The organism is Paenibacillus sp. FSL K6-1318 (genome assembly GCF_037976905.1).
In the GTDB taxonomy this organism is placed as follows: Bacteria; Bacillota; Bacilli; order Paenibacillales; family Paenibacillaceae; genus Paenibacillus; species Paenibacillus amylolyticus_A.
Genome location: NZ_CP150270.1, coordinates 3,264,134 through 3,290,987, shown reverse-complemented (window position 1 = coordinate 3,290,987; position 26,854 = coordinate 3,264,134). Strand labels below are relative to the sequence as shown.

Annotated in this window: 19 protein-coding genes; 2 read left to right on the top strand and 17 right to left on the bottom strand. The window is 47.5% G+C overall.

Annotated elements, in window-relative coordinates; genetic code table 11:
• Nucleotides 1–131: 131 nt before the first annotated feature.
• From NYE45_RS14550 to NYE45_RS14540, 3 genes are all read right to left on the bottom strand, one after another.
• The gene (locus NYE45_RS14550) at nt 132–767 is read right to left on the bottom strand and encodes a glycoside hydrolase family 11 protein (RefSeq protein WP_062834426.1); all 636 of its coding nucleotides are present in this window, start codon (nt 765–767) and stop codon (nt 132–134) included.
• A gap of 70 nt (nt 768–837) precedes the next feature.
• Nucleotides 838–1,611, bottom strand: a complete 774-nt coding sequence (locus tag NYE45_RS14545; RefSeq protein WP_340017201.1) for an alpha/beta hydrolase-fold protein — start codon at nt 1,609–1,611, stop codon at nt 838–840.
• Nucleotides 1,612–1,659: 48 nt separating this feature from the next.
• Nucleotides 1,660–2,943, bottom strand: a complete 1,284-nt coding sequence (locus tag NYE45_RS14540; RefSeq protein WP_340017199.1) for an SGNH/GDSL hydrolase family protein — start codon at nt 2,941–2,943, stop codon at nt 1,660–1,662.
• Nucleotides 2,944–3,233: 290 nt separating this feature from the next.
• Here NYE45_RS14540 and NYE45_RS14535 point away from each other — a divergent pair, with 290 nt between their 5' ends.
• Nucleotides 3,234–4,376, top strand: coding sequence for a glycosyl hydrolase family 8 (locus NYE45_RS14535; RefSeq protein ID WP_340017198.1), 1,143 nt, complete (start codon nt 3,234–3,236; stop codon nt 4,374–4,376).
• Nucleotides 4,377–4,604: 228 nt separating this feature from the next.
• On the opposite strand, the gene NYE45_RS14530 is transcribed toward NYE45_RS14535, so the two are convergent.
• The 14 genes from NYE45_RS14530 to NYE45_RS14465 all read right to left on the bottom strand — a co-directional run bounded on the left by NYE45_RS14530 (nt 4,605) and on the right by NYE45_RS14465 (nt 25,767).
• Nucleotides 4,605–6,245, bottom strand: coding sequence for an ABC transporter substrate-binding protein (locus tag NYE45_RS14530; RefSeq protein ID WP_340017197.1), 1,641 nt, complete (start codon nt 6,243–6,245; stop codon nt 4,605–4,607).
• A gap of 39 nt (nt 6,246–6,284) precedes the next feature.
• Entirely contained in the window at nt 6,285–7,214 is a 930-nt protein-coding gene (locus NYE45_RS14525; RefSeq protein WP_091030502.1) for a carbohydrate ABC transporter permease, read from the bottom strand.
• Nucleotides 7,215–7,241: 27 nt separating this feature from the next.
• Nucleotides 7,242–8,096: an ABC transporter permease subunit gene (locus NYE45_RS14520; RefSeq protein ID WP_340017372.1), complete on the bottom strand. Its 855-nt coding sequence runs from the start codon at nt 8,094–8,096 to the stop codon at nt 7,242–7,244.
• A 275-nt stretch (nt 8,097–8,371) separates the two neighbouring features.
• Nucleotides 8,372–10,723: a helix-turn-helix domain-containing protein gene (locus NYE45_RS14515; RefSeq protein ID WP_340017196.1), complete on the bottom strand. Its 2,352-nt coding sequence runs from the start codon at nt 10,721–10,723 to the stop codon at nt 8,372–8,374.
• 292 nt (nt 10,724–11,015) lie between these two features.
• Nucleotides 11,016–12,722 (bottom strand): RICIN domain-containing protein, encoded by a 1,707-nt coding sequence (locus NYE45_RS14510; RefSeq protein WP_340017195.1) that lies wholly within the window; start codon nt 12,720–12,722, stop codon nt 11,016–11,018.
• A 276-nt stretch (nt 12,723–12,998) separates the two neighbouring features.
• Nucleotides 12,999–13,946, bottom strand: coding sequence for a carbohydrate ABC transporter permease (locus NYE45_RS14505; protein WP_105598719.1), 948 nt, complete (start codon nt 13,944–13,946; stop codon nt 12,999–13,001).
• Nucleotides 13,947–13,963: 17 nt separating this feature from the next.
• Nucleotides 13,964–14,809 carry a sugar ABC transporter permease gene (locus NYE45_RS14500; RefSeq protein WP_082219083.1) on the bottom strand — a complete coding sequence of 282 codons (846 nt, stop codon included), beginning with the start codon at nt 14,807–14,809 and terminating at the stop codon, nt 13,964–13,966.
• 53 nt (nt 14,810–14,862) lie between these two features.
• The gene (locus NYE45_RS14495; protein WP_340017194.1) at nt 14,863–17,439 is read right to left on the bottom strand and encodes a DUF5696 domain-containing protein; all 2,577 of its coding nucleotides are present in this window, start codon (nt 17,437–17,439) and stop codon (nt 14,863–14,865) included.
• 17 nt (nt 17,440–17,456) lie between these two features.
• Nucleotides 17,457–18,092: a YIP1 family protein gene (locus NYE45_RS14490; protein ID WP_017688482.1), complete on the bottom strand. Its 636-nt coding sequence runs from the start codon at nt 18,090–18,092 to the stop codon at nt 17,457–17,459.
• Complete coding sequence (locus NYE45_RS14485) at nt 18,076–19,539, bottom strand: NHL repeat-containing protein (protein ID WP_340017193.1); 1,464 nt, start codon at nt 19,537–19,539, stop codon at nt 18,076–18,078. The genes NYE45_RS14490 and NYE45_RS14485 overlap by 17 nt, the downstream gene beginning before the upstream one ends.
• 15 nt (nt 19,540–19,554) lie before the next feature.
• A complete protein-coding gene (locus tag NYE45_RS14480; protein ID WP_340017192.1) occupies nt 19,555–20,430 on the bottom strand; it encodes a carbohydrate ABC transporter permease in 876 nt (291 codons plus the stop codon).
• Between the two features lie 2 nt (nt 20,431–20,432).
• Nucleotides 20,433–21,389 (bottom strand): sugar ABC transporter permease, encoded by a 957-nt coding sequence (locus tag NYE45_RS14475; RefSeq protein WP_339309423.1) that lies wholly within the window; start codon nt 21,387–21,389, stop codon nt 20,433–20,435.
• A gap of 19 nt (nt 21,390–21,408) precedes the next feature.
• Nucleotides 21,409–24,306 carry an extracellular solute-binding protein gene (locus NYE45_RS14470; protein ID WP_340017191.1) on the bottom strand — a complete coding sequence of 966 codons (2,898 nt, stop codon included), beginning with the start codon at nt 24,304–24,306 and terminating at the stop codon, nt 21,409–21,411.
• A 105-nt stretch (nt 24,307–24,411) separates the two neighbouring features.
• Entirely contained in the window at nt 24,412–25,767 is a 1,356-nt protein-coding gene (locus NYE45_RS14465; RefSeq protein ID WP_340017190.1) for an extracellular solute-binding protein, read from the bottom strand.
• 173 nt (nt 25,768–25,940) lie between these two features.
• On the opposite strand from NYE45_RS14465, the gene NYE45_RS14460 reads away from it, so the two are divergent.
• Nucleotides 25,941–26,810, top strand: a complete 870-nt coding sequence (locus tag NYE45_RS14460; protein ID WP_340017189.1) for a helix-turn-helix domain-containing protein — start codon at nt 25,941–25,943, stop codon at nt 26,808–26,810.
• Nucleotides 26,811–26,854: the final 44 nt, after the last annotated feature.

The following is a 26,854-nucleotide window of genomic DNA, read 5'->3' as shown; positions in this document are numbered from 1 at the left end:
TCCTCCTTTGCTAAACTTGTATCCAGGAACGTCGAGGGCCGTTAGTCTGGTGAATAGCGGTCCTCAACGCTTCCGGAATACATTAATTCCAAATACAAATGCAGACGTTCATCTGCATCACATCGTCATTTTTACCAAACAGTCACGTTAGCGCTTCCGCTGCTCTGATAACCCTCCGTCGCCATCACCTGATAGGACCAACTATTTCCAAGGTTCATCCCTTTGCTCGCCCAAGCATTCACATGATTGCTGAACGTAATGGTAGAGTTGACTCCGATCGGTCTCTTGGACTGTCTAACACTCCAATACTGAGGGAAGGTCTGCGTACCATCAATGGAAGGTGCATTGTATCTCATCGTTGTATAGATGTCGTATGTGCCGCCATCACTAGTCATAGAGCCCTTGTACGTTCCGGTTGGACGATACGTTCCCCAGCTATCCACCACGTAGTATTCAATTAGAGCGTTTCTGGTCCATCCATAGAAGGTCAGGTATCCGTTACCCGATGGAGAGAATACACCTGCATTGTAATTGACTACCCGATTCGGCGTGCCAGATGTCCACCCTTTCCCGACCACAAAGTTACCTACATTCTGCCAATTCACGCTGTAATTTCCGCCCGATCCATTCACGGCGTTGACCGTTCCTCCGCCATCTGTCCAATTTTGCCAATAATCTGTTGCAGCGCTGGATGTTGCTGCAAAGACGCCAAAACTCATGGAAGCTGCAAGAACAACAGTCATTAATTTTTTGCTGAATTTGAACATAGGATGATACCTCCTGATATTTTAATAGATTTGGGTGAAACGCCAACCGATATGAGATTCCCCAGCCGATTTACTTGAAAAGACGTTGCGAGAACAGATACAGATCGTTCTTCCACACGGGCCAGTCATGTCCTCCACTTTCCTCATGCCAAATGTGAGGCACTCCGTGTTGGGTCAGATACTGATGAACTCCGAGACTGATGTTGATGAGATTGTCCTGATCACCGCAAGAGAGCCATAACAACGAGAGAAGTGACGTGGCTTCCGATGGTTCGGGGACAAGTATCTCTGGTGTTCTGGTATTTGGAGCTGCGGAAAAAGCACCGACCCAGGCGAAATGGTCAAGATTGCCTAATCCGATATTCAAGGATTGACCTCCGCCCATAGATAAACCGGCAATCGCCCTTTTGTCCCGGCTTGTGTGCGCAGGATAGTTGGACTCGATGTAAGGTATCAAATCATGAAGCAGATCGGATTCAAATCTTTCAAATGCCTGGATTTTCTCAGGATCAAACAGGTCTCCTTCAGCCCGGTCATTAACCATGGCACGACCGTTAGGGAAGACGACAATCATCGGCTCAAGCAAGTTATCGCTGCACAGATTATCCAGAATAATTTGCGGAGATCCATGATTATGCCATTCGGCTTCGTCTCCACCAATACCATGCAATAGATAGAGTACAGGATACGCATTGGTGGAAGAGTATTGTGGTGGGGTGTACACCATTGCTTTACGCGAATTTCCCACCGATGTTGAAGGATAGTCTATAATTTCCATTACTCCACGCGGTATTTTCTCCCGATATTGGTCATATCCCGCTGGTGCTGATGATATCAATGTCATTCTCCTTTCTCTCCGAACATTTCACTATGAGTGACCATTCACCCTCAGTTAATCCACATAGCCAAAGCCCAAAATGGTGAAGCATTTATGTGCATGGCCTTCTGCCATTTTGATCTCGATGGAGTGATCCCCCGTGTGCTCTTCATTAAGCAGGAGTGTGGCATGACAATGGGTCCAGTTCACCTGACGTGGATCGACTTGTTTGACGATTTTCCCATCTATCCTGATCTGTGCGCTTCCAAATTCGTCGTGACCAGAGTCCTTGAAGACCAGAATAAGGCGTTTGCACCGCAAACTTATCTTAAAGCTGCGCTGGGCATCGTTTCCTTCTCCCGTTCGCATCCAGTTGTTGGGGAATTGGGGTGTACCATAGTCATGAGCATCCATCTCAGCCATCTGCAGATCAGCGTCCGTTTTATCAAAAGAACCTGCATCGATTCGGGCGATATTGTTGCCGTTTTTCCGATCCAACAACTTTACATGCACAAAGTCATTTCCAATTAGCGGCGCTTTTTCAATATCATGATCTTGCTCGTCCCACTCAGAGCGATTCGTCACGTCGAACAAGTATTCCAAACTATCGGCCATGATACGATGCCCCAAGTTAGTTGGATGATATATATCATGGAAAAATTGCTTTTTGGAAATAACGTTGCCCTCACCTTTTGTCTTGTGGAACTGATCTACGACAGCGTCCTTTACACTTACCATTGGCAGGTCATAGTGCCAGCCCACCGGAGCGAGACGATCCTGCAGATTCCAGTCATTCTCGAATACACTGAATAATAAGATGACCGCTGGCTTGTTATCGGCAGCAAGTGCTTTGAGCACCAGACTCTCGTAACAATTGCCTTGGGTTTCATCGTCTGCGTCATTGACTGCGAATTCGATAACCACAACATCCGGCTGAACGGTACCTTCCCGTAGCACATCTCGGTCATAGCGTACAATCCCCAGTTCTGAAGGTGTACCACCCACACCTGCTTTAATTAGATGTACAGGACTCTCTTTTGAAAGCGCAAACATAAACTTGAACGACTCATACGACCGATAAGCGTAACTTTGGAGATGAATCGGTGCCGAACCAGCACCTTGGGTAATGGAACCTCCAATGAAAGCCATCACAACTGGCTCCCCGTTTTTTGCCTTCTCAATGGCTCGTTTTAATCTGACATTATTCCCTTTGTTCAGAAGAGATCGGCCAATCATATCGCGATATCCATGTGATCCAAAGTCAATATGAGGCTTGACTGTAGACTCTTTCACGCCCACTGGATCGCGCGGTGCAGTGAATTCCGTGTTCCCACCGGTATCTTCTGAATCCTGAAGCATAACTCGCCGTCACCTCCTTTCCGCTAGATTTTGATCATCCTCGAACAACATGTGAAGGATCACAGCTTGCGTTATGATTAGTTCAGGTGTGATCCTTCTCCCAAAGTGTAGCGCTTACATAATTTTACAACAACCTGGCAAAGTATAGGATTTTAACCACTATATCATTTCAAGTTGACTAGAATAACACACCGATTCGAACACCTATAATTTTTCATGTAAACGCTTTAATTTGTATACTGTTTCCATGTTATAATTTTGAAAAACCACATTAACGAAGGAGAATATCCATGAATATCACGGGTCAGGGTGCTTTCGATACGAGTACATATACGAATCTGTTTCTCGAATTAGGCTATGATGAGAATGAAATTACCACCAGATTGGAAAACACATGGAACGAGCTGTTTTATGGCGATGAGAATACTCGAATATATTATTCCATGGGTGAGGACAAAGGATATTTGCTGGATACCGGTAATCTCGATGTTCGTTCTGAAGGTATGTCTTATGGCATGATGATGGCTGTGCAAATGGGCAAAAAAGAAGAATTTGACCGACTCTGGAATTTCTCCCACACGTTTATGCAGCATACCGAGGGTCGATACAAAGATTACTTCGCTTGGCATTGCAAGCCTGACGGAACACGCTTGTCGCAAGGACCGGCGCCGGACGGTGAAGAGTTCTTTGCCATGGCGCTTTTTTTTGCCTCCAATCGTTGGGGTGATGGCGCTGAACCTTATGATTACAAGGCACAAGCCCGCAAGATCCTTCGTGCCTGTATACATCAGGGCGAAGACGGCGAGGGGGATCCGATGTGGGACCCGGAAACAAAACTGATCAAATTCATTCCAGAAACACCGTTTAGCGATCCCTCCTACCATCTGCCTCATTTTTATGAACTATTCGCGAAATATGCGGATGAAGAAGATCAGGCTTTTTGGAATGAAGCGGCGGCCGCTAGTCGGGCTTACCTGCATACAGCTTGCCATCCCGTAACCGGACTTTCACCTGAATACGCGAACTATGACGGATCTCCGGCTCCAATACAGCCACATGGGGATTTCAGGCATTTTTACAGTGATGCATATCGTACTGCTGCAAATATTGCGCTGGACTGGGAATGGTTCCGCAAGGATCACTGGCAGATCGAACAATCCAACCGGATTCAATCCTTCTTCAGTGATATTGAAATGTCCGATTATCGTCGTTATACAATAGAAGGTGAACCTTTCGACGAACCTTCACTGCATCCTGTAGGTTTGCTGGCTACCAATGCCATGGCTTCACTTGCTGCGGACGGTCCACATACTGAAACATTCGTTCGTGAGTTCTGGAACACACCTCTGCGTCAGGGAGAGCGACGTTATTACGACAATTGCCTGTATTTTTTCAGCATGCTCGCACTGAGCGGCCGATATCGTATTTACTAAACCAAGGGAATTTGCACGAGCCGTTGAACCTGTCCTGTGAATAATGGGCTTGCAGGACAGGTTCAACCACAGAATTTTAAGAAGGATGCAATGATATTACGATTTAATCTATACAAATAAACAAACGTTACCGGCTCGCAAGTACTGACTGCGAACCGGTAACGTTTGTTTGTGCAAATACAGGCATTAACTTTTCCGCTCTGACTGGATATGATTCAGATACTTTAATTATTTGGAAACAGAAGAAGTATCATAGGAAGACTGCATAATCTCCAGATAGCGATTAATGTTCAGTCCCTCCAGCCCTTTCACATATTCATCCCAATCCTTATCCAGACTTTTGGCACCTGTAATAAATTGCAGGGCGTTCTGATCAATGTAATCCTTGAGATTGGTCTGCATCATGCTGGCTTCATCAGCAAGGGACGGATCTACCCACAATGCCCAATGAGGGAAAACCTCTTTCGGTTCCTTGCCCTCCATTAACAATGTCGCCTCATAGAGACGTCGCTCATAACCATCATTGGCATAGATGTCTGTACCCTGTACTTCGGCGTCCCGATATGCCCGATGATGATTGTACTGACTCAATGCAGCCCAACTGTCATTACGAGGTTCTTCACCAGAAGGAAGCGGAATGGCTTTATATAGCGGCTCAATCTGATCATTGAGTGCCACTTCTCCTTCTTGTGGTTTGCGCCAGCTTACGCCCTCTTCTCCCAGATATGATGCCATGGTTCCTTCCTGGGTATAGAAATAATCCAGCAGCTTTATGGCCGCGATCTGCGTTTCCTCACTGGCTTTGTTTGTCAGTACAAAGGACGCTCCGGGATCAATAGGATAGTTGTACGTAGCATAAGCAGCATTGGGTCCCTTCAATGGAGGGATCGGATTGTAATCATTCCCGTAAGGAGAACCTTCGGCAGTGGTTACGAATAATGATGGATGCATCGCTGCTCCCGCACCGAGAAGCTGTGCATCAGCGTTATCTCCAATTTTTTTGAAGGCCCCAACGTTTTGGGTAAATGCCCCTGGATCAATCAACCCTTCATCGTACAGGGATTTAATATAGGCAAGCCCTTCTTTCCACTCCGGTTTGTTCACTACGGTCTCCACTTTCCCCTGATTGACAATGAGATAATTCCGATCGTCGTCATAGATAAAACCGTTCATCAAGTACGGAATAATGTGCACACCGAAATTTTCAGTCGAACCGCTTAGCGGTACTTCGTCGGCTTTGCCGTTCCCGTTCGGGTCTTTCGTTTTAAATGCCCGAAGCATTTCCTTAAATTCTTCTGTCGTCGTGGGTTCGGTCAGGCCCAGTTGTTCCATCCATTTGGTATTGACCCACATCTTGTTCGGGTATGAACAGTGAAAACATTCATTCAGACCTGTCAGACCATAGATATTTCCGTCGGGAGCAGTGTTCATGGCCCGATAATAGTCATTGCTTTCAAGCACTTTTTTAATATTGGGAGCATACTCCTCAATCAGATCATTCAGCGGCAAAATAACCCCCTGCTGACCAAACTTCAACAAGTCTGTCTGGGAGAACCGATCTACCCAAGGGATAAGCAGATACAAGTCCGGATAATCACCGGAAGCCAGTGAAATCTGTCTTTTCTCCGCTGCACCGTCGAATGGAACCGTAGTCCAGTTGAACTGAATATCAAACTTCTCTTCCATTTTCTTCGTGAATTTGTTAGTGGACAGGTTGGTATCTGAACCCTGGTGAGCAAACACATTAATGGCTGTCTTGCCTGATGGATCGCTGCCTTCCCCGTTCCCCTTATCAGAACTTGAACATCCGGCAAGTACCAACGAGGTAAACAGCATACAAGCAAGAATGATGAATCCCGCTTTTTTCAATACAATCCTCTCCCTCATGAATAATAGAAAAAAATGAACCTATCCTTTGACTGAGCCAATCAACATGCCTTGCACGAAATACCGTTGAACAAAAGGATAAATGATTAACACCGGCAAGCTGGCCATCACGATTAACGAGTACTTCATGAGTTCAGCCATTTGCTGCTGTTTGATCATTTCCGATGCATCCATGTTCCCCGTACTGCTGTTCAGAATAAGAATGCTGCGCAATATCAGCTGTAGCGGATAGAGCGACTGTGATTTCAGGTAAATGAGGGCGTCAAAGTATGCATTCCACTGACCAACAGCGTACATTAGTGACAATACGGCGATAATCGGTTTGGCGAGTGGGAGGATAATACTGAAGATAAACCGGATATCACTGCAGCCATCGATGTCTGCTGCTTCGGACAATTCTTCCGGTATCGAATTCTGAAAAAAGGTACGGGCAATGATGACTTGCCATACCCAAACGGCATTTGGAATCAGCAACGCCCAGCGGGTATCAATCAGTCCCATGGTTTTGACCACCAGATAGGTAGGAATCAAACCGCCCGAGAACAGCATGGTGAAGGTAATAAACATCATTAACGAGCTGCGACCAACAAACGTTTTTTTGGATAATGGATAAGCAATCATAATGGTTAGTGCCACGCTGATGAAGGTGCCGCAGGCTGTATAGAAAAGGGAATTGGCATACCCGGTAAGGACTTGATCATTCCGCAATACAGATTTGTAACCGTCGAACGTCAGGTCAATGGGCCACAACCAAACTTTTCCCGAGGAGACGGCAGCAGGGCTGCTAAGCGAAGAACTCACAATATATATCAAGGGATACAGCACGGCAATCAGCACCACCGTCAGCATGAAGTAAACAACCGTTATAAATACGCGGTCTCCCCAGGATTCACGAATCGTACTGCTGCTCTTGATCCGCGAACGACCTGCATTTGTCTGTGTGTTAGGCATGGGTTGGTTCTCCTCCTTTCGCTCCCGTCACCATAAGCTTGTATTGGACAGTCGCTTGGCGACCGTGTTTACGATTAATAGCAGAATCAGGTTAATCACCGAGTTGAACAGGCCAACCGCCGTAGCGAAGCTGTAATTGGCATTCAGCAATCCTATTTTATAGACGTACGTGGAGATGATCTCCGAAGCAGACAGGTTGAGCGGATTTTGCAGCAAATATATTTTCTCGAACCCAACAGCCATGATATTCCCTACACTCAGGATCAGAATGATGACGGCTGCCGGAAGTAGTCCAGGCAGATCAACATTGATGATTTTCTGTATTCGGTTGGCTCCGTCCACTTTGGCGGCTTCATACAGGGATGGATCAACGCCTGCAAGAGCAGCCAGATATATCACAGCGGAGTAACCCATTCCCTGCCACACATCGGAAAATACGTAGATGGATCGAAACAGTCCGGGCTCACCGAGAAAATTCACCGCTTCGAAACCAAGGACGCCTGCAATCGTGTTCACAATACCCAGCCTCGGAGACAGAAAAAGCATAATAATGGAGACCATAACAACAGTAGAGATGAAATATGGAGCATACGTCACCATTTGCACCGTTTTTTTGAATCGTATGTTTTTGATTTCATTCAGCGCGAGCGCCAGTAATATAGGAATCGGGAAACCAACGATCAGACTGTAAAACGAAATGTAGAGTGTGTTCTTGATCAGCATGACAAACGCCGGATTTTTAAAAAGTAATTCGAAATACTTGGTTCCGGCCCACGGACTGCCCCAGATCCCCTTGATGACGTTGTAGTCTTTAAATGCCAATACCGCATTCACCATGGGTACATACTTAAAAATAATAAAGTAAGCAATCGGTGGCAGGATCAGCAGGTATAGCTGCCAATGTCGCCTCCAGCTTCTGAATAATGCTTGCTTCAAAACAGACGGTTTACTTGGTGTCTCCACAGACTTTGATTCTCTGGTCATTGTTGTTCTCAGAATCATCCCCCCATTCTTGGCTCCCAATCGTGCTGAACTTCAGCTTAATTTGGTAGCGCTTACTTTTTGGGTAATCATAAGATTGCGCTGGGGATGCGTAAAGGTACAGTTGCGCTGAGAAAGTACAAAAAGCGAATATAGTTCCCGAGAAACAGCCTACATTAACTGCTATGAACGTCCATTTTCCGAAACACACTCGGAGAAATGCCACGTACCCGCTTGAAAGCTCGGCGGAATGAATGTGCACTGTTATACCCGGTGGCCTCCGCAATCTCGTCAATGGTCTGACCGGTAGACTGTAACAAGTTCGAGGCAGCATCAATGCGTACCCGTTCTACATAATCGGAAAGATTCTCTCCCGTATGTTCTTTGAACAGTTGAGATATAAACTTCTCGGACTTGCTCATGTGCTCCGCAATCCGATAAATCGTCAAGTTTGCATCCCCATAATTATGTTGGATAAAACAAATCATTTCGTTTACAGTATCCGCATGTGCTCCTGCTCTTCTTCTCTGAAAATCAACGCAGATGTCTTCTGTTAACTGTTTGAATTTTTCACGCAGCGAAGTGATCGTTTCTGTCATCTGAATGGATGTCACCCGAGTTTTATATTCCTCCAGCAGGGAAGCATCCAGCTTGAATTTTGGTTCGTCCAGCTTCAGAAAAGTCCCCTTCAGCTCCATGATGAACTGCTGTGTCATCTCGTAGGACAGTTCTCTCTCCTCTAAATTACGAAGAAACAATTGCTCCAGAATGCGTATCGCCTCTTCAGGCTCACCGACTTTGATCGTGTTCAGCAGGCGCTGTTCAGACTCAATCGGATAATAGAACATTTCATTTTCCTTCATCGTATCTTCAAATCTCACCAGATGATCTGTTCCCATATGAATGGCATAATCCAGAGCTTGTTTGGCTTCGTCAAAGGAACGTCCTGCGTCATTCCAGACCTCGTAAGCTGTACCTGTGCCAATTGTTGTGGATATCCGATGCTCCCGGTAGATCACTTCCATCAAGGTGTTCAGCTCTTTTTCACATCTCCCTATAGCTTCATTCAGTGAGTTCTCATCCAATGGACAGGCAAAAGCGATCTGGTCTGTTCCCCAATCCGTGATCAGCAGCTGCGCATTCCACTCTGTAAGTACCTGTTTGATGAGCAGCCTTGCGACACCCAGTTCATGAATAGTTTCTTCACTATCCGGATTGGCATATCCGTTTACCTTCACTAAACCTGCCAAGCCCTTGCTGCTATGAAGAGAAATGTGCGCCTGAGAAGAGATGACCTCCAGCTCAAGTGAGGTATAGACTTCTCCGGTTAACAAACGTTTGATAAAACCGTCTCTCAATAACGGAATCTGCTCATTCATGGCATTTTTAAGTGAGTCATTATTAGCAATCAGATTGTTAATATGGCTTGCCAAAAAATCATATTCATTGCCCCGTCTGCCTGGGGAATCGGTGATTTGTTCCCGAAAAGAGGCCAACAATCTGTAGACGGGTGCACTATTCCGATAGGCCAGAACCAGCCCGAATAACAGTCCCAAAGCAATGGTTGCCAAAGTAAAGACCAGCGTGACTTGTTTGATTTGGTCCGCTTTTGTCATGAGTGCTTTCTCCGGAATCCCTGCCATGTAATTCCATCCATTTTGACTGGACTGTATCGATATCAGCAGCCGACCATCGCTTCCAGGCTCTACATTCTGCACGTTCAGCTCCGTTTCCGCAGCGTTACCTTCTCTCCGATGACTCTGTGCCATTTGCTCGGCTTCGGCCTGTTCAATGCCAAGGGAGAAAATGATCTGCCCTTCCGCATCGGTGACGAGAGTCCAGCCGCCATATTGATCCACAATATTTTGAGTAAGGCTGGCCATCTGATCCTGATCAATCATGACACCAATCGTGGCTTGCGGTTTGTTGAAGCTGTTCAAAGGCAGAGATTGCAGAAATGTAATGGCGGGAACGTCTGCAAGCACAGTGCCGAGTATTTCACGTTTATAGTTTCGAAGCGGTATGATTTCGTTAAAGTGTGGTTGTTTGAGAATTCGGTCATGCCATTGCTCATACGACATACCGTCCAGCTGATTGGCAGCATAATAATGCTCTGGACGATAATACACGGTTCTTGGTGTGATGATGGCATTGTAGTTTGGAATGTGAATGAAGAAATGGGACAAGTAATCATTGGTGCTGCTGTACATGGAGAGGCTCCGCTGCATGCGGTTCATACCGTAGACATTGTAGAGATCATGCGGCTTTGGGCCAGCAATTAAATTTTGCAAATCGGGATTGACGGCAAGCTGTCTGGTAAAGGCTTCGACTTGAAGAAGATTTCGCTCAATGATCTCTTTGCCAAGACTCAGCGACTTCACACTGTTCTCAATGGAGCTTGAACGAGCCGCTTCAATGGAAGCTCGGTAAGAGGCATATCCCGCAATTTGAGGAATCATCAGGATGATGAGATACGAAATAAGGAATCGGCGGAACACGGGTGAGAATTTGGACCATAGGAGCTGCATATGTACCCTCCCTTTTTTATCAAGCGCTTACATTTCTCTATGATAAGGTAGCTGTTCAATGATACACCGGGCATTTCTTCCTGGTGAAGGTACAACTTCTTCCTTATGGTACATTTACATACTGCAGCGTACAATGCTTGCATGAAAATAATTGTCAGTCTGCGGGTTAGCGCACAAATATAGTTGTATTTTACCTTCGCATGACATCCATCCCAAAGTATCAAAAATAAACGCAAAAAACCTCCCCAAGACATGGAATGACTTGGGGAGGTTTTTGATTAACGTTGTGCTATTAGTTGCTAACGGCAACAAATTTCCATTGTTGGTTTGTAGCACCCGTGTAGGTGTTCTGCTGCAGCTTGGCTCCATCCGAAGTGGAAGCGTTCGCCACTTCAATCGCTTTATTACTGTTCACGTTGATGATACTCCAGTACCCATTACCAAGATCGTTGACCTTAAAATGCTGAGCGGTCGTGTTCAGATTGCTCATGAGTTGAACCGCTTCCCCATTGGTGAGGGTACCGTTGCGAATATCGATGACTTTGTCAGGCGAGTTCACACTTGTCAGTGTATAGTTGCCGTTTCCGATCGAAGTCAGAACCCACTTCTGAGGGTTACCGCCCAGATCGCTCCACTGCTGGAGCTGAAGATTGTTTTCGTTTTGACCACCAGGGACATCAACAACCTTGTTGGAATGCCGGGCTACAATTTTATAAGTTGCACCGGATACAAGACCCGTTGTCGGTCCGCCGCCTTGTCCACTGCCCGGGTAAGTCTGAGCACGTTCATGGTACCAGTTGAACAGGAATCGTCCCATGGCACTCCGTGAAGCATCCCCGTCCCACTTCAGGCCTGCCGTAGGATCGGCAAAGGAGCTTCGTGGTCCTTCACTTAGAATGAATCCGTTCATATGAGCTGCAATGCTGACATTGCCTGATGCGTTGAAGATCGTTTTGGTATTCGTGCCGAATCCTTCATTGCTGCCATTAAACAAGTTCCAATAGGCCGAATCGCCAGGTTTGTTTTTGAACCAGGTTACCTCGGTAATGTTAATCGGATATTTGTCAGCGGCTGCCTTCACGTTGGTATTCCACTGGTCTTGCAGGATGGAGAAGTTGTCGTATGCGCCATAACCAGGGTACCAGTGAACCGCATACCCATAGTTGTTGAGCGGGTCAGTCAATGGATGGCTTGCCGTCAAGCTGTAAAATTGGTTGTAGCCCAGACCTGCCGCCCAGATGACGTTGTCCGCACCTTTGCTGCGAATTGTTGAAATCATGGAATTTTGGAAATTACGCAAGTCATTCCAGTGATCCACAAAGTCATTTTCCCCGTTGTATCCACCCCAATGTCCATTGGCATAGGATTTCACCGGTTCGTTGATCAGTTCGAAGTGAACGTTGTCTGCACTTTTGATCTCCGGGCGTGAAGCGAGATAACCCCAGATTTCGTTGAATTTTTGCAGGTTGGCAGGTGTTGTTGCCTGATCATCCTTCAATGTGAAGTCCAGTCCCAAGACAACATAGACACCTTTTGTTTTGGCATATTGAATGTACGGAATAATTACATTTTGCGTAACGGTCTGCACACCGGCAAAGTTATATGTACCAGCAGCCACATCTCCCATGTCCTGACGATCGATGAACAGACGTACCTGATTCATATTCCAGCCATGATTGCTTCCGTATTTCGCGCTGGTGTCCGCAAATGTATCGGTAATGTCTTTCAGATAAGCCAGTGTAGCTGCATGACGGTTATTGCCGTGCAGATTGAGATAATAATTGCTGTCCTGATATGTCCAGTAGGCACCTGAAGGTTGATGCCAACCGTTCAGAAGCACAGGCTGGTTGTTGCTGTTCACCAGGTTTTTGCCGTTTACGTGAAGCTTGCCCATCGGCATGCCCACCCATGCTTCGGCGCGGCTGCCTCCCCATGGAGCAATTGTGATCAATAAAGCGAGAATGAGTACAAGTTTACAAGATGTCATGAACTTCTTCACTTTAATTCCTCCTGATCTGATATATTGCCTTGCAATATTGCGAGGTAAGCTCCGTCAGAGTATCTCTGATCAAACAGATCGTTCAGGTCGGCGCCCGCTCCCGCAGCCCGTTCCATACCAGCAGGGGGATTCTGCGCAGGGAAGGATCGCGGTTCTGCTGTGAGCAGACGTTCATGAGAGCGTTACATGCCCCCTTTTCACAGATGGAATGTTGCATGGAGTTCCTCCTTCCTCTTCCCAGTCTGATCCCACTCCCAACGTACAGGAGAACTTAACTTAACCGACGATTCCCGTACGCTCTACACTCTCTACGAAATATCGTTGCACAAACAAATAGATGACGATCAAAGGCAGAATGGCAAGAAGAATTCCTGTATCCTGGATCATGCTCAGATAGAACGGATCGGCCTGGGAAGCTGCACCGTCGGTAACCTGCTGGGCCAGATTATACGGAAGGGACGATAACTGGGTCGACATGACTTTACTTGAAGTCAGATAAGTCGTCGTATAGAAGCTATCGTTCCACTGCCATACGAAGGAAAACAGCATGACTGTTACCATGGACGGAATGGCATTGGGCAGCATGATTCTTGAAAATGTTCGTCCGATGCCCGCGCCGTCCACATAGGCCGCCTCCTCCACTTCCTTCGGAATACCCCTGAAGAATTGCCGGAAGATAAAGATGTACAAACCGGCTTTAAGTGAATTGGCCGTAATCGCCGTCAGAATAAACGGCCAATAGGTATTAAGCAAATTAACAGGTTTGCCGGCTATAAGCGTCATAAGCCCCATGAGATCAAAGCTTTTCAGATTCAGGTATACCGGAATGAGAATGGTCGTTGGCGGTACAAGAATCGTCAGAATTACACCAGCAAACAGCCAGTTGCTTCCCCTGAATTTCAGTCTGGCGAATCCGTATCCTGCAAGTGCACAGGATGCTGTAGTCAGCAGTGTAGTCGTTGCAGACAGGGCAAACGTATTAAACAGCGTTGCCCAGTAATCCATGACGCGTATCGCCTCTTTGAAATTGTCGATGGAGAAGTTCTGTGGAATCCACACCACCACTGCCGAATACAGATCACCTTTAGCTTTGATGGATGTGGAAACCTTCTGAAATATGGGAAACAGGATCACGAAGGAAAGCCCGGTAATCAGAACGAATCGGATCATGGCCCACAGCCAGCCTTTCCAATGCTCCAGCGATAATAATCGTGATGTTGTCACGTGGGACACCCTCCTTTCTAATCTTGATAGAAGACTCGCTTCGAGAAAATGATGTTTACGATAACCAGAATGATGGCAATGGCCAGAAAGTAGACCCATGCCATGGCAGAACTTAATCCAAAGTCAAATTTGACGAAGCCGGTATCCCGGATCAGTTCCGTCATGGCGTTATTGGCAAACGAATCAATGATTGTATAGATCGCATTGACAAAAATCAGCGGGCTGACCATTGGGAACGTAATTTTCCAAAAGGCTTCATAACCCGTTGCCCCTTCCATCTTCGAAGCCTCATACAGTTGAGGGGAAATCGTCTGGATCCCTGCCAAAAAGATCAAAATCTGTACACCGGATTGACTGACGATCTGATAGATCCGATCTACGGCGCTGCTCAGATACGTAACGATCCAATCGCTCACTCCGGCGTTAACCATCAGATTTTCGAGTTCAAATGTCCCGAGTGAGCTTCCACCTGTGCTGCTCTGATTAACCGCTTCAATCAGGCTGGTGCTCTCCAGTGTCATAATCACTCCCGATGCCAGAATAACGGGCAGGAAAAAGATCGACCGCGCTACAGCACGGCCCCTGAACTTCTGATTCAGGATGACGGCAAGGAACAGACTGAATATAACGATAAGCGGTACGTTGATGAGCACGTCTGTGATCGCCTCAATTAACGCACGGTTAAAGCTTGTATTGACGGTCAGCGCCTGAATGTAATTGGCAACACCGTTGAACTGAATCGCTATGCCTTCCGCGTTAGCCTGAATTGTACTCATGCTGTATCGCAGAGAGGCTAACAGCGGGATGAAGAAAAACAACACAAAACCAATGAGCCAGGGAAGCACGTAGATTACGCCCCACATGGCTTTCTGCTGAGCATACGTACGACTTCCCCATTTCCATTTCAGGAGCGTCTTCAGAGCTGCTCACCACCAGTCACATAGCTTTGGGCTTCCACTGTATCGTTGTTAACTTCTACAGGGAAGTCGTTATAATTGACGATTACGAACCCGCCACCTTCATATGTTGTCCGGAAGACGCCCTCCTCCAGGGAATCATGAGATATCATGGAACGTCCGGCAAACGGTTGGTTCACCTGGTTCACCTCGTTGTAGATTTCGGCAGCCAGATCGATCCATTGTTCATAATTCGCCGCGTAGAGATCATCATAATCCGTTTCTTTCACAACATGGTTTGGCGCATTGAACCATGCAAAGTAAGGGCTGGCTCCATATTCAATCAGCTTCAGCACATATTGCCTTGCATTGGTATATGTGGAGAGATTGTATGGCGTCCCCGTATAACCGATGCTGCCGTGTACAACGAGCTGATAGAACGGAATCTCTTCATCCTCCAGCTTGAAACGACTGCTGGTCATCGGTGCATCTGTCAGACCAGTTACATACGGCAGGGCATAAGCGTTCCCGCCTTCAGCAACAAGCGCGCCAGCCTGCTGCCCGATCTGTTCAAGTGCCTTCTTCACGGAGCCGAGCGCTTGGGTTCGGTCCACCAGCTTTTTCGGATTCATATCGCTGTTTAACTGAGCTGCCAGATCATTCAGGCTTAGCGACAGTCCATCCTTTTGAAGGGACCTCAGCTCATCTAACATGTCTGCCGTCACGTCCTCCAGCATGTTGGGCGAAAGCACATAGGATGGTGAACGATCCCGGTCCCGCCGCTGGATGGCCTGGTTCATCGGATACAAGACCGCCGGTTCCTGAGTTAATGTGCGTGAAGCTTCTTTGGACGGTTTAAACCCTTTTTTGGATTGCACATTCAGCAGAGCGATATCGGGAAAGAATCCGATGCCCGCTTCTTGTGTATATGCACTGAAATTCCGCAATCCCTTTTTCCCGCCTACCGCGCCGTCTACTTGGATGGAATCCGGCAGTCGATGATGGAGTCCGCCGTTAAGCCATCCCGCATAACGCACCTGAATATTGGATACCTTCTTCTCCGTCAAGGCGGAGAGAATGTTTTTGGCTTCATCAAATGTGGTCAAAGCCTCCGTTGAATCATACGGTATGCCCAACATATGCTGTCTTGTTGTCATGCCACCGAACAGTTGCAGATAAAAGGGAACGTTACTCTGCTCCTTGCTGGCGTTCAACTCGGGAAGTCCGCCATTTTGCATCAGATAATCCCGATAGAGAGATGAAAGCCCCGAGTACGAGGCCTTATCCGCCCCGACAAAAGTATATCGAACGACGAAATCAGACGCGGTCGGTTTCTTCTGGAATTTCGGAAGTGTACGAACCATATCACTTGCCTGAAGCGTCACATCGCTCTTGTTCACCACATAGAAGCTTGGATATACGTTGTTGTAACTGTTCAGCTTACCGCTGATATCGGCATTCACAACTGCAACGGCATCCCCTTCTTCAATAATGCCCAGGAAAGCTCCCTCTTTCCGAATCAGTCCAAATACCGGCAACCTGGCTCTGGCTTCATTCGAACTTGCTTCCCGCAGTTTCATGGTCATATCCGGTCCGTATATATCTTGTTGATAGGCAGGATACTGCAGCTTGCCATTGTTAAAATGGATCAGCGCTCCCGAACCGTCCGGCACCAGTATGGAGCCATCTTCTTCTGAACCCCCGGCCCCGAAGTAATCCATTACAGATATGCTGTTGATCGGATATTCCTCCGGAAAATGAATGCCTGAGGACGGAACACGCACGAGCAGATCCTCTCCATCCAGCTCATATTCCATCGTAAGCATAAACAACCGTGGTCCACTTCGTTCCTCTTCAATGCCAAACTCGGCATGATCCTGAGCCAGATCCTCCGATGTGTAACCGGCTGTGTCAAAAGCCTTCAAGGCCCGGGACAATTGCAATCCTTGCATCGCCTTATCAATCCGGACGTAAGTGCCTTCATCCTTATCTTCCGCATAACCGACCTTCAAGGCCCGCTGCCCAGCCTTATCTAGCTGTGCAAGCAGCTTTTGTTCAAATCGCTCCTTACTGATCTTCATCGGCAAGTCTTCTATGGATCGCTCAGTGCTTCCAAACTGGTAGTGGACCCGCACGCCGCTTGGCAGCACCTCGTAGCTTATTTGCTTGTGTGCAACACTATCTGTGAAGGAATTCACGGTGCTGCTCTGTCCAAGGCTGTTGAAGAAGCTGAGCTTCGTTTGTGATGACAAAAGGTCTTTGTTTATCCCGGCCGCAACCCCATCCTGCTCACGATCTGCAGGATTACTGCGCCAGATCTGACCGCTCTGCGTGTGAATCACTGCAATCTCGGCAGTCTCTTCGTTAATGAACAACTGCAGCGCAGCATTCTGCGCAATGCCTACCATGCCGGGAAGGCGGACATCGCTGAACGATGATTTCAGTTTCTCTCCGGGAGGCAGGGAGGGAAATTCCGTCGGATCTGCGGCAGTCACTGTCTCGTGAGAGAGCGGTGTTGGCGAGAATTGACAACCGCCAAGAAGCAAACTGCCCGCGAGCAACATTCCTGTTATTTTTTTGGCTACGGTATAATTCATAACAATTTCCTCCTCCCTTAGCCCCGAAGCACTAATTCCTGATAGATGGTTACGACAAACGATACAATCTGCTGTACAAGACTAAAGAATAACAGGCACAGAAATGCCATAAACGCCATCGCTACAAGTGTCAGCAGCATCGTGAGCACCGTTTTGGCTGGTGTGTACTGATGAACCGTCATATTCCCCACAAATAACAGATATACCGTCCACGCAACGGCGAGTGCATTGGAGAAATAATAAAAGGCAGTTTCCTGCGCAGAGATCACAAGACTCAGCCAGATCCATGGAAAATGAATGAGGAACAACGGTACCAGTGCAAAACACGTTGACATGAAAATTTCGGAGAACTTGCCTTCCCCGTCCATCAATGTGGTTAACGACCAGTTAGCCACACACCAAAACAGCACCGGTATAATGACATATACCATTTCAAGCAGACTGTTCAGGTACTTTGGATTACTGAGGTTAATGAGAAAACCGCTGTATTGGGCATGCAAAATTTTGGTGATGACCAGAAGCACCAGGATCATGAAAGCAATCAGCAGTGAGTTTCTCTGGTTCCGTTCATATTTCAATTCCCAGTATCCGTCAAACGGATGAAAAATCAGATGCAGCGGGTACTGGTATAGTTGCTTACTTGATGCCTGCATTCGTAGTCCTCCTTTTCTGCCTGCGAACGATGATGACGGTGACAATCGCAGCGACAGCCAGGAATATACCGGACATCATCCATGAAAAATGCTCACGCATCAGCTCTTTGCGGTACAAAAGAAAAGCTTTGGAATACCCTTTGGGCTCCATGCTGCGCTTGAAATATTTTGCAGACTCGGCGTATTCCTTCTGACGAAGCAATGCTTTGCCAATTCCCGCATACGCATATTCCAAGTTAGCGTTCATCTCGGCAGCTTGGGCAAACAGCACCGAAGATTGATCTTCATCACCGTTATAGTAGCTGCGCACCGCTTCGTGGAGTGTACGTCCGTATTCGGTTGTCTGAAAGACGGTGATTTCACCCAGCGCTTTATCCAGAACTAACATCCGGTCTCCCGCACGTTCCAGAGCAACAGGTGTATTAAATTGGCCCAGCCGGTTCCCGATGCCGCCATAAATATGGAGCAGATATCCGTCTCCATTGTAGGTAAAGATTCGGCCCTTGCTGGAATCCAGTACGGAATACATGTCACTGTCACCCACATCCACATCAATCAGGCGGGATGGCCCTGCTTCCTGGGTATACAGCAAATCACCCTGTGGAGTCTGATAGCCTTCTCTGCGCAAAATGTCTGTACCCTGGGCATTCAGCTTCTTGACCGGATCTTTGCCGCGATCCCCGCTAGTGGCGTAGATGAAGCCCTCTTCATCCATATCCAGATTGGTAAATTCCGTTGGAGTGAACATGACCATCTGACTGCGCTGCTCCCGTGTTGCAAACCGTTTCCACAGATATTCCACCGGGTCCACCTGAACTCTGTTCGCTCCAATAAAGGAAGAGAACGTACCGTCGGCGCTGAACTCCATGAATCCATCAAATACGCCTTCGGCCATGACGTAGATGCGTTCCCCTTTGTCCATAACAATCCGCATCGGTTTAAACTGGAAGTCTGCTTTTAGCAGATCCGATTTCGGTTCAGATACAATCTTGACTAACTTCCCTTGTTCATCCAGATGCACCACCCGATGATTATCCGAATCAGCGACCAATAGATGGCCTTTTTCCGTGACGTACAATCCCTGTGGATTTTTAAAATGATCTTCCTTGCCTTCCTGTTCAAATGAATCAATCGTCCGTATCAGCTTGAAGTTGCGATCCATCTCAATGATGCGGCCATTGCCCGAATCGAGCACAAAGACGTGCTGATTGGCGGTAACATGCATGTCGCTTGGCTCTTTCATAGAAGTTGTGTTCAGCTTCTTGCCGGTGATAATGGTTGTTGCCTCATATGCCGCCGGTGAAGGAACTGCGTCACCCCAGAAGGAATAATGATACGCATCCGTTTTACCGTCTGCACTCACGTAGGGCGCCTCTTGAACGAACAACAGGAGGCAGATCATGCCCATGATGATCGATTTACGTTTTTTCCATGTGCTTCTCCGCACCTCGCTGCCTCCTTTCTACTCTTTCATGCCCGAAGTGGCCATCGTCTGCATAACACTGCTCTGAGAGATAATAAACAGAGTGATCGGTACGATCATCAGCAGCAAGGCAACAGCCGCACCTACACCGGCTCTTGCAATCCCTCCCTGCACAATCTGACTGAGCGCATAATGCAGCGTTTTGAGATTTTCGCTGTAAATGAAGCTCCCGCCATCTGTTCCCCATAACGCTGGAAACTGCAGGATCATGAGCGTGAGCCATGCCGGCTTCACATTGGGCATCACGATGCTCCAGAATATCCGGTATTCATTGGCTCCGTCGATTTTAGCTGCCTCCAGCAAAGCATCGGGAATCTGCTCCATGAACTGTTTCATCAGGAAGAGTCCCAGCGAGAACGCAAGTGATGGCACAATAATGGACGCATGAGTGTTAATCCAGCCAAGCCAGGACATGACCATGTAGTTCGGAATCGCCGTAACATGCGGCGAGAACATCAGGGACAGAATGACAATGGTGAACAACACTGTGGAACCCGGAAAACGATACTTCGCCAGCGGATAAGCCGCTGCAGATGCAAGAAGGATATGCCCCGCTGTGCCAAGTATCGTAATGAGCAATGTGTTGGCAATATAGCGGGATAACGGCACCCACGAATTGCCCATGAGGTTGATCAGATCGGCAAAATTCTCCGTTGTCGGATTGTTCACCCAGAAGCGCGGCGGGAAAATAAACAGCTCATCCAGCGGCTTGAATGCATTGTTGACAGCATAGATGAGCGGAAGCACCATAAAGGAGCCGAACACACCCAGCAATGCAAATAACATCAGGCTGACGGTAAATGACCGATTAAGCCTTTTTGGCATGCCAAACACGGCACGTACTTTGCTGGTCATCGTCATTCACCTATCTTTCTAAGCATTTTTTGCGTGAAAACGTTTGTACCCAGCATCAGGGCAAACAGGACCGTTGCGATGGCCGAGGCATACCCCATCTCGAAACGAATGGTTCCGAAGTCCATCAGATGCGTGACAACTGTATGTGCCGCATAGTTGACGCTCGGGAAACCTGCCAGTGCGATGGAGATCTCGGCTACGGCGAAGGAAGCGGTAATCTGCATTACCGCACCAAACATCAGCTGCGGTCTCATCGAAGGCAAGGTGATGTACCAGAGCTCCTGCCAGCGGTTTTTGATCCCGTCTACGGTTCCTGCTTCAACCAAAGAACGATCAATGGTTTGCAGTCCTGCAATAAAGGCCAGGAAGCTGGTTCCCAGGCTCAGCCACAGCTGTACAATAATGACGATTGCCAGTACATACTTCTCGTCTGCGAGCCATTGGATTGGTTCCAGTACGACGCCAAGGCGCATCAGGAAGCCGTTCATATACCCGTAGCTGTCACCCGAGAAGATGATCAGCCAGATGAAAAAGACGTTGCCCGATATGGATGGGGCATAGAAAACCAGCGTCATGACCGCCCGAATTTTAGGAGACAGCTCATTGATGATCCACGCAAACAAAAAGCAGGCTATATAACTGACAGGGCCTGTTATTACGGCAAAAAGGAGCGTGTTTTTGAGCGCGATCAGAAATACGTCATCGTTCAGAAAAAGCCGGGAATAGTTCTGCCAGCCAACAAATCGCGGCAGCTCCAGCATATTGAAGTGAAAAAAGCTGAGCCCGAGTGAAATGCCGACCGGAATGACCGTAAACATGAAAAAAATCAGCATAAACGGTGCCATCAATACATAATAATGCCTGCTGAGATACAGATCCCGCTTCAATAGGGACCACCAGCCGACCTGGCGGGTATGGACGGCAGGAGCGGCGGCTGTCTTGGTAGTTTTAGCTTGCAACCATTACCCTCCCTTTCCTCTATTTCAGATTAAATTCCTTGTGTTTCAACTCAATTTCATCATCGATGTACAACACATAGTCCGATAAGGCTTCACGCGGATTTTCATTTGCATTGACCACCTTGCGGAAGGCGTTGTCCAGATGTCGTCCCGTAAAATAACCTCCAGGAAGCTGTGGAATCCCTTGTACCCATTCCCATTGTTTCTCGAGATTTTGATAATCCTTCACAGGCCAAGGCAATTGCTTCAAGGCCTCGATATTGGCCGTCGGGTAACGGGCAGCCGCTCCCATAAGACCTTCCATTTCTCTCCCGTATTCAATCTGGGTCTGCTCATCAGTCCACCACTTCATGAACTTCCACGCCGCTTCCTTGTTGTCGGCATTTTCGAGCATCATCACCGCGCTCGTTGCGCTGGCCACTTCATGCCGTATGGACCCATCCGGAAGCTGTGTACCCGGAACAATCGTAAAGTCCCAGAGATTGCGGATTTCCGGAGCCATAACCGTCAGCATGTTATACGTGGTGTAATCAGCAATCCCGATCGGCATTTCCCCTGTGCGGAAGCGGTTCGGAAAGTCGGCTTTGAGCGGAAACTTGTAATTGGTATAAAATTGCGTCCAGCGTTTGAACGCGTCCATTGAAATCTCCGAATCCAGTGCACTTTTCTTCTGGTCTTCGGTGTAGAACGTTCCGTCATTCTGATATAACAACATCGCAAAGGTTGAATTCGGAACCAGGTTGGCATTGTTCAGCGTATCCTCTATCGGCAGATAAAACTCCATATTATGCTTCTGTAGCACGGCGATGGCGTTATATACGTCCTGCCACGTTTTCGGCGGTTCGAGGCCCAGTTCATTCAGAATATCTTTGCGGTAAAAGAGCATTGGAAAATGCTGCTGCTCCGGAAGGGCATATACCCCGTCGTTGTAGCGGTAAGGTGTCAATCCGCTTTCACGGAACCTGCCCGAAATTTCCTCGAAATCGGGGAACTCGCTCAGATCCGCTGTTGCATTCCTCATCGCATAGTTCACCGGAATGTCTTCGCCCATCTGCATGGCTACATCCGGTCCTTCCCCCGAGAGTGTTGCGGGCAGCAAAATATTAGGCGGAACGAGACGTAACTGCACGGACACATCCGTATCCGGGGTAAACGAATCGTCGATCATACCTTTCAGAACTTGGGCCTGATCTCGTCCGGTCGTGATCCATACGGTGATGGCATCCTTCTTTTGTTCCACGTTGCCAATGCTGTCGTAATCTTCGGTATACGAGGCAACATATGCGCCCAGTTCGTGCTTCACCTGCTGGACGGTGCTCGCTTCCGCTTTTGGCAACGCTTCACCCGGCGGAGATACGACAAGGTAATCCAACGTAATCGGCTGTTCACGTACCGATAGAATCCATGTGCCGAGACCGCCTACGTTAATTTTGAATGTATCCAGCCGTTTGGGAACCGTCTCTGGTCTGGCCGCCATATCTTCAAGCTGCAATACCATGGCGTGCAGTACGGCCACTTTGTCACTTTGCTCACCCGTGGCCTTTTCCAGGTAATCTGCAACGGAGCGCAAGGTATCAGCTTGTCGTTCAAACACCTCCGTCATCTCCGGAATACGCTGTTCCAGCTGGTAATCCCGCAGTGGGTCCGGACTGTTGGAGGTGATCATTAATATTTTGCGATACATCTCATTCAATTCCAGCACGCTGGATTCCACGGTCCGCAGCAGCGGAGCAATGTCGCCAAGTGTAACCGTCATTCGGATGCGGTGTTTCCCTTTTTCCAGATGAAACTGATATGGCTGATCTTCTCCCGATCCCAACACCTGAGTTTGCCAGGCCGGGCTGTAGTTAAACCGAATTCGTTTCATTTCCTTAAAAGGAACTTCCCCGTTAATCGTCAGACTGCGGGTGGCATAGATGCCACGCAATTGATCCTGTTTCACCTTAAGCGCGATTTGATACAATCCGTCTTCAGGCACGTCAATCTCCCACTCAATCCATTCGCCCGGCAGCTTCCAGTTAATGCCCCCAATAGCGTTCATCCGAATTTTTGATACATTATAAGGCTCGAGTGAAGGGCTTGATCGGTCCGAGATTGGTGCCAGTGTAGGGGATGATTTGCTGACAGCCTCCTCCCCCTGTACTTTCAGCATGACAGAAGCCGCTTGTTTCAAGCCGAGTGAGGCATAGGTCTGCTCCAGCTCTGTGTAGGACGGGACTTCACCTTCCTGGTACAACTCGATATAATCGATTGCCATGCTTTCTCTTAATGAAGTAAGCGAGAACTGTTGATTGCCTTTTTCAAAATAAAACTGAAATGGTTCCTCGAAGTACCCTGCGCTGTCCTTGAAGGAAGTCAGTTGCCATTCGGGCTGTTCCACTTGTCTTGGTCTAAGCTGGTTGCCACGATCGTCCTGCCGGACGTTGTCCTCGCGGTTCCCCCATACCCTGTCAAACAGTAGAATATCGGCCCCTCTAAACGGGACCTTACCGTTAAGCTCAAACCTGCGTTCGATCCCGGAGCTTTTGCCTTCTACGGGATAATAGTGAATGCGAATGTTGTACAAACCGCTCACTTGAACGGGAACATCCCAGCGAATGGTTCCGGTTTCCGGCGTAATTACGGCATTTCCGTCTAATCCGGCGTACCCTTGCACAACCTCAAATTCCCCATCCTCTGCCTGAACATAAGATTCGCCTTCGATGCGTACAATTTCATCTGGTTTCGCCGTATTGTCATGAGCAGTCAGATAATGCTCATAACTGAATGAATCCTCGGTCCCCGATACCGCCTCAAAGTCCTCAAGCGCATGTACCGTTCCCAGATTACGATCCCGCGATGGATATAGTGTCCATATGGAGAGCACCAAGGCCAGGACAAGCACCAGGATTAGTCCCTTTTTCTTACGTGACCGCATGTTTGAATGTATCCCCTTTCCTCTAAGTGTTGCGAGAACTGGACGATTGACTAACCCGGACAGACCGCACCTTCACTGGTGCGTTCTGCCCGTGTAACATGATGCTTATTTGTATACCTCATCAATCGCAGCTTGGAAAGGAGCCTTGTATTTCTCGATCAACGTAGATACGGATACCCCTTCTTTGAGCTCTGCATCAAAGTCCCAGAAAGGCAAGGACGGGAATGTGTTATGGTCTAGAACCAGCATACCTTCCGCGACCTCTCTGGCGTTGTTGATATCTGCTTCATCGGTCAGATGTGTCTCCAGTGTGGATTGCCCCGGATACTCATAGATCGAATCGATCTCGTTAATTTTCTCCCAGATGTACATCAGTTGTTCCGGATTCTCTACCGCTTTAGGAATCGTTATAGCTTGGTAACGTGACTCACCGGAGTGATACGCTGTTGCACTTGGACCTTTTGGAAACGGTACAAAACCAATATCGTAGTCCTGCATATCCGTCATAATGCCTTCGACTTCATACATGGCACCTGAATACATCAAGGTGTTGCCTTGACGGAAGAACGTGGATGGCTCTGTCCAATCGCCGCCTTCAGAAGCTCTGCCGACCTTCTCGGTAGCCAGTTTGGACAGGAAGTTCAACGCTTCTTTCGTTTTTGGATCTTCCAGGTTCTGCTTATCCTCATTGGTCAGAGAAGCCTCGTTGGAATACAGAATCGGTTCCAGCAAGCCCGTTTGAGCGAGTCCCCAAGTGTCCAGCTTGCCATCATTGTTTCGATCCTTGTTCGCTTGCTTGGCAACACTGATGAACGTATCCCAGTTCCATTCATCGGCATCCACATACTCTTGAAGCGGCTTCAAGCCGAGCTCTTGCATGAGTGTGCGATTATAGAAAATTCCGTTGATAAACGAGGACTGGTCCTCGGTAAAGCCGTAACCTTTGCCTTCATATTGCATGTATTCTTTGGTTGTTTTCTGGTTGAATACCTTGTCGTTTTTAATATAATCATCCACCGGCCATAACAAATCCTGTTTGGTCAATGCCGGAATGGCATAGTTTTTGCCCAGTCTCACCAGATCGCCAAGCGGTTCACCAGCCATCAGGGAAGCAACTACTTTTTCCTGATATTCACCGAAATCGATGGAAACATATTCAATATTAAAGTTGTGTTTTTTCTTCAGCGCTTCGAGATTCTCAAGGCGTTGAATGTTGTCCGGGTTATTCCCTTGTATCTCCATGTCCCACCAAGCAACAACCTTGATGGTTCTGCCGCCCATGTCAAAGTCCATTTCTGGCGTGGAGTTTTCATTCTTCGGCTCGGTTTCCGCGGGTTTTTGTTCCTCCTGTGGTGTTGTCTTTTCCGGCTCGGGTTGAGCAGTAGGTGCAGAACTGCATGCAGCAATCACCAACAAGACCGCAAATACCAGGCTCAGTAGCATGAACTTGTTTTTTCTCATCGTCTTCCCCCCTGATTGTCTTTTGCTCTCACAGTGTATCGTTCAAATGAAAGCGCAAACAACCTGCCAGAATACAGATGTTTACCCGGAGTGAATATAGATCCTCGTAATTTTGTGCGAGCAAAGTGCATTATAGGTTTTATTTGGTAAAGAAATGCACTGTCTACAAAAATATGCACATTGTATGCGCTTTCTTTTATTACCATAATGAAATTAAGTCAACATTTCAGTTAATCTCGCGCATTACAATTCAGCAGAAGGTGAGGTATTTCTTCATGTATGATATTTTACTTGTGGATTTCAGCCGTCGTTTGTGCGGAGAGTTGCAACAGATGTTGCTACGGAGCAAAGCTCAATATACTATCGCAAATTGTGTGTTCTCATCGCACGAGGCTCTGACCGCATTGTCAGAACGAGACTTTTCCCTTGTTATGGTACATACAGAGAGGTTTGATACCGCGGGGCTCTTGTTATGCAACGACATTCGAAAAAAAAGTCAGATACCTATCCTCCTTATGGGTGGAAGAGATCACTTCAGGTTCGTACGCAAAGCCCTGACGTATCAGGTAAATGATTATCTCCCGTATCCTGTTAGTCCCTCTTCTTTACTTAACAGTCTGCATGGACTTCGATCCCATCTTGAAACCGACCCGGCACACAAAACGTCTTCGTTCTTCAAAACGCCCGTTCAACTGAATGGCAAGCCCATGCACTCCAGTCATGTTATTCGTATCGTCAAGGCCTATGTACGGGATCATCTGAGTGATGAAATCACGCTGAAGAAGATCTCTGACATGCTTCATTTTAACTGTGCGTACCTTGGACAGAAGTTCAAGCTGGAAGAAAAGATGTCTTTCAATGATTATATGCTCCAGCAACGTATGGAAAAGGCACAGCAGCTTCTGTCATCCACCAATCTGCGAATATATGAGATTGCTGTAGAAGTAGGCTATAAAGACATCGATTGGTTTTATAAAAAGTTCAAAACGTATGCCGGATCAAGTCCAAATGCCTACAGACGTCAAAAAATCCATTCCGCTTAAGAGTGGATCTCGAATTTGTATGTTCATCCATTGAATATCAACCA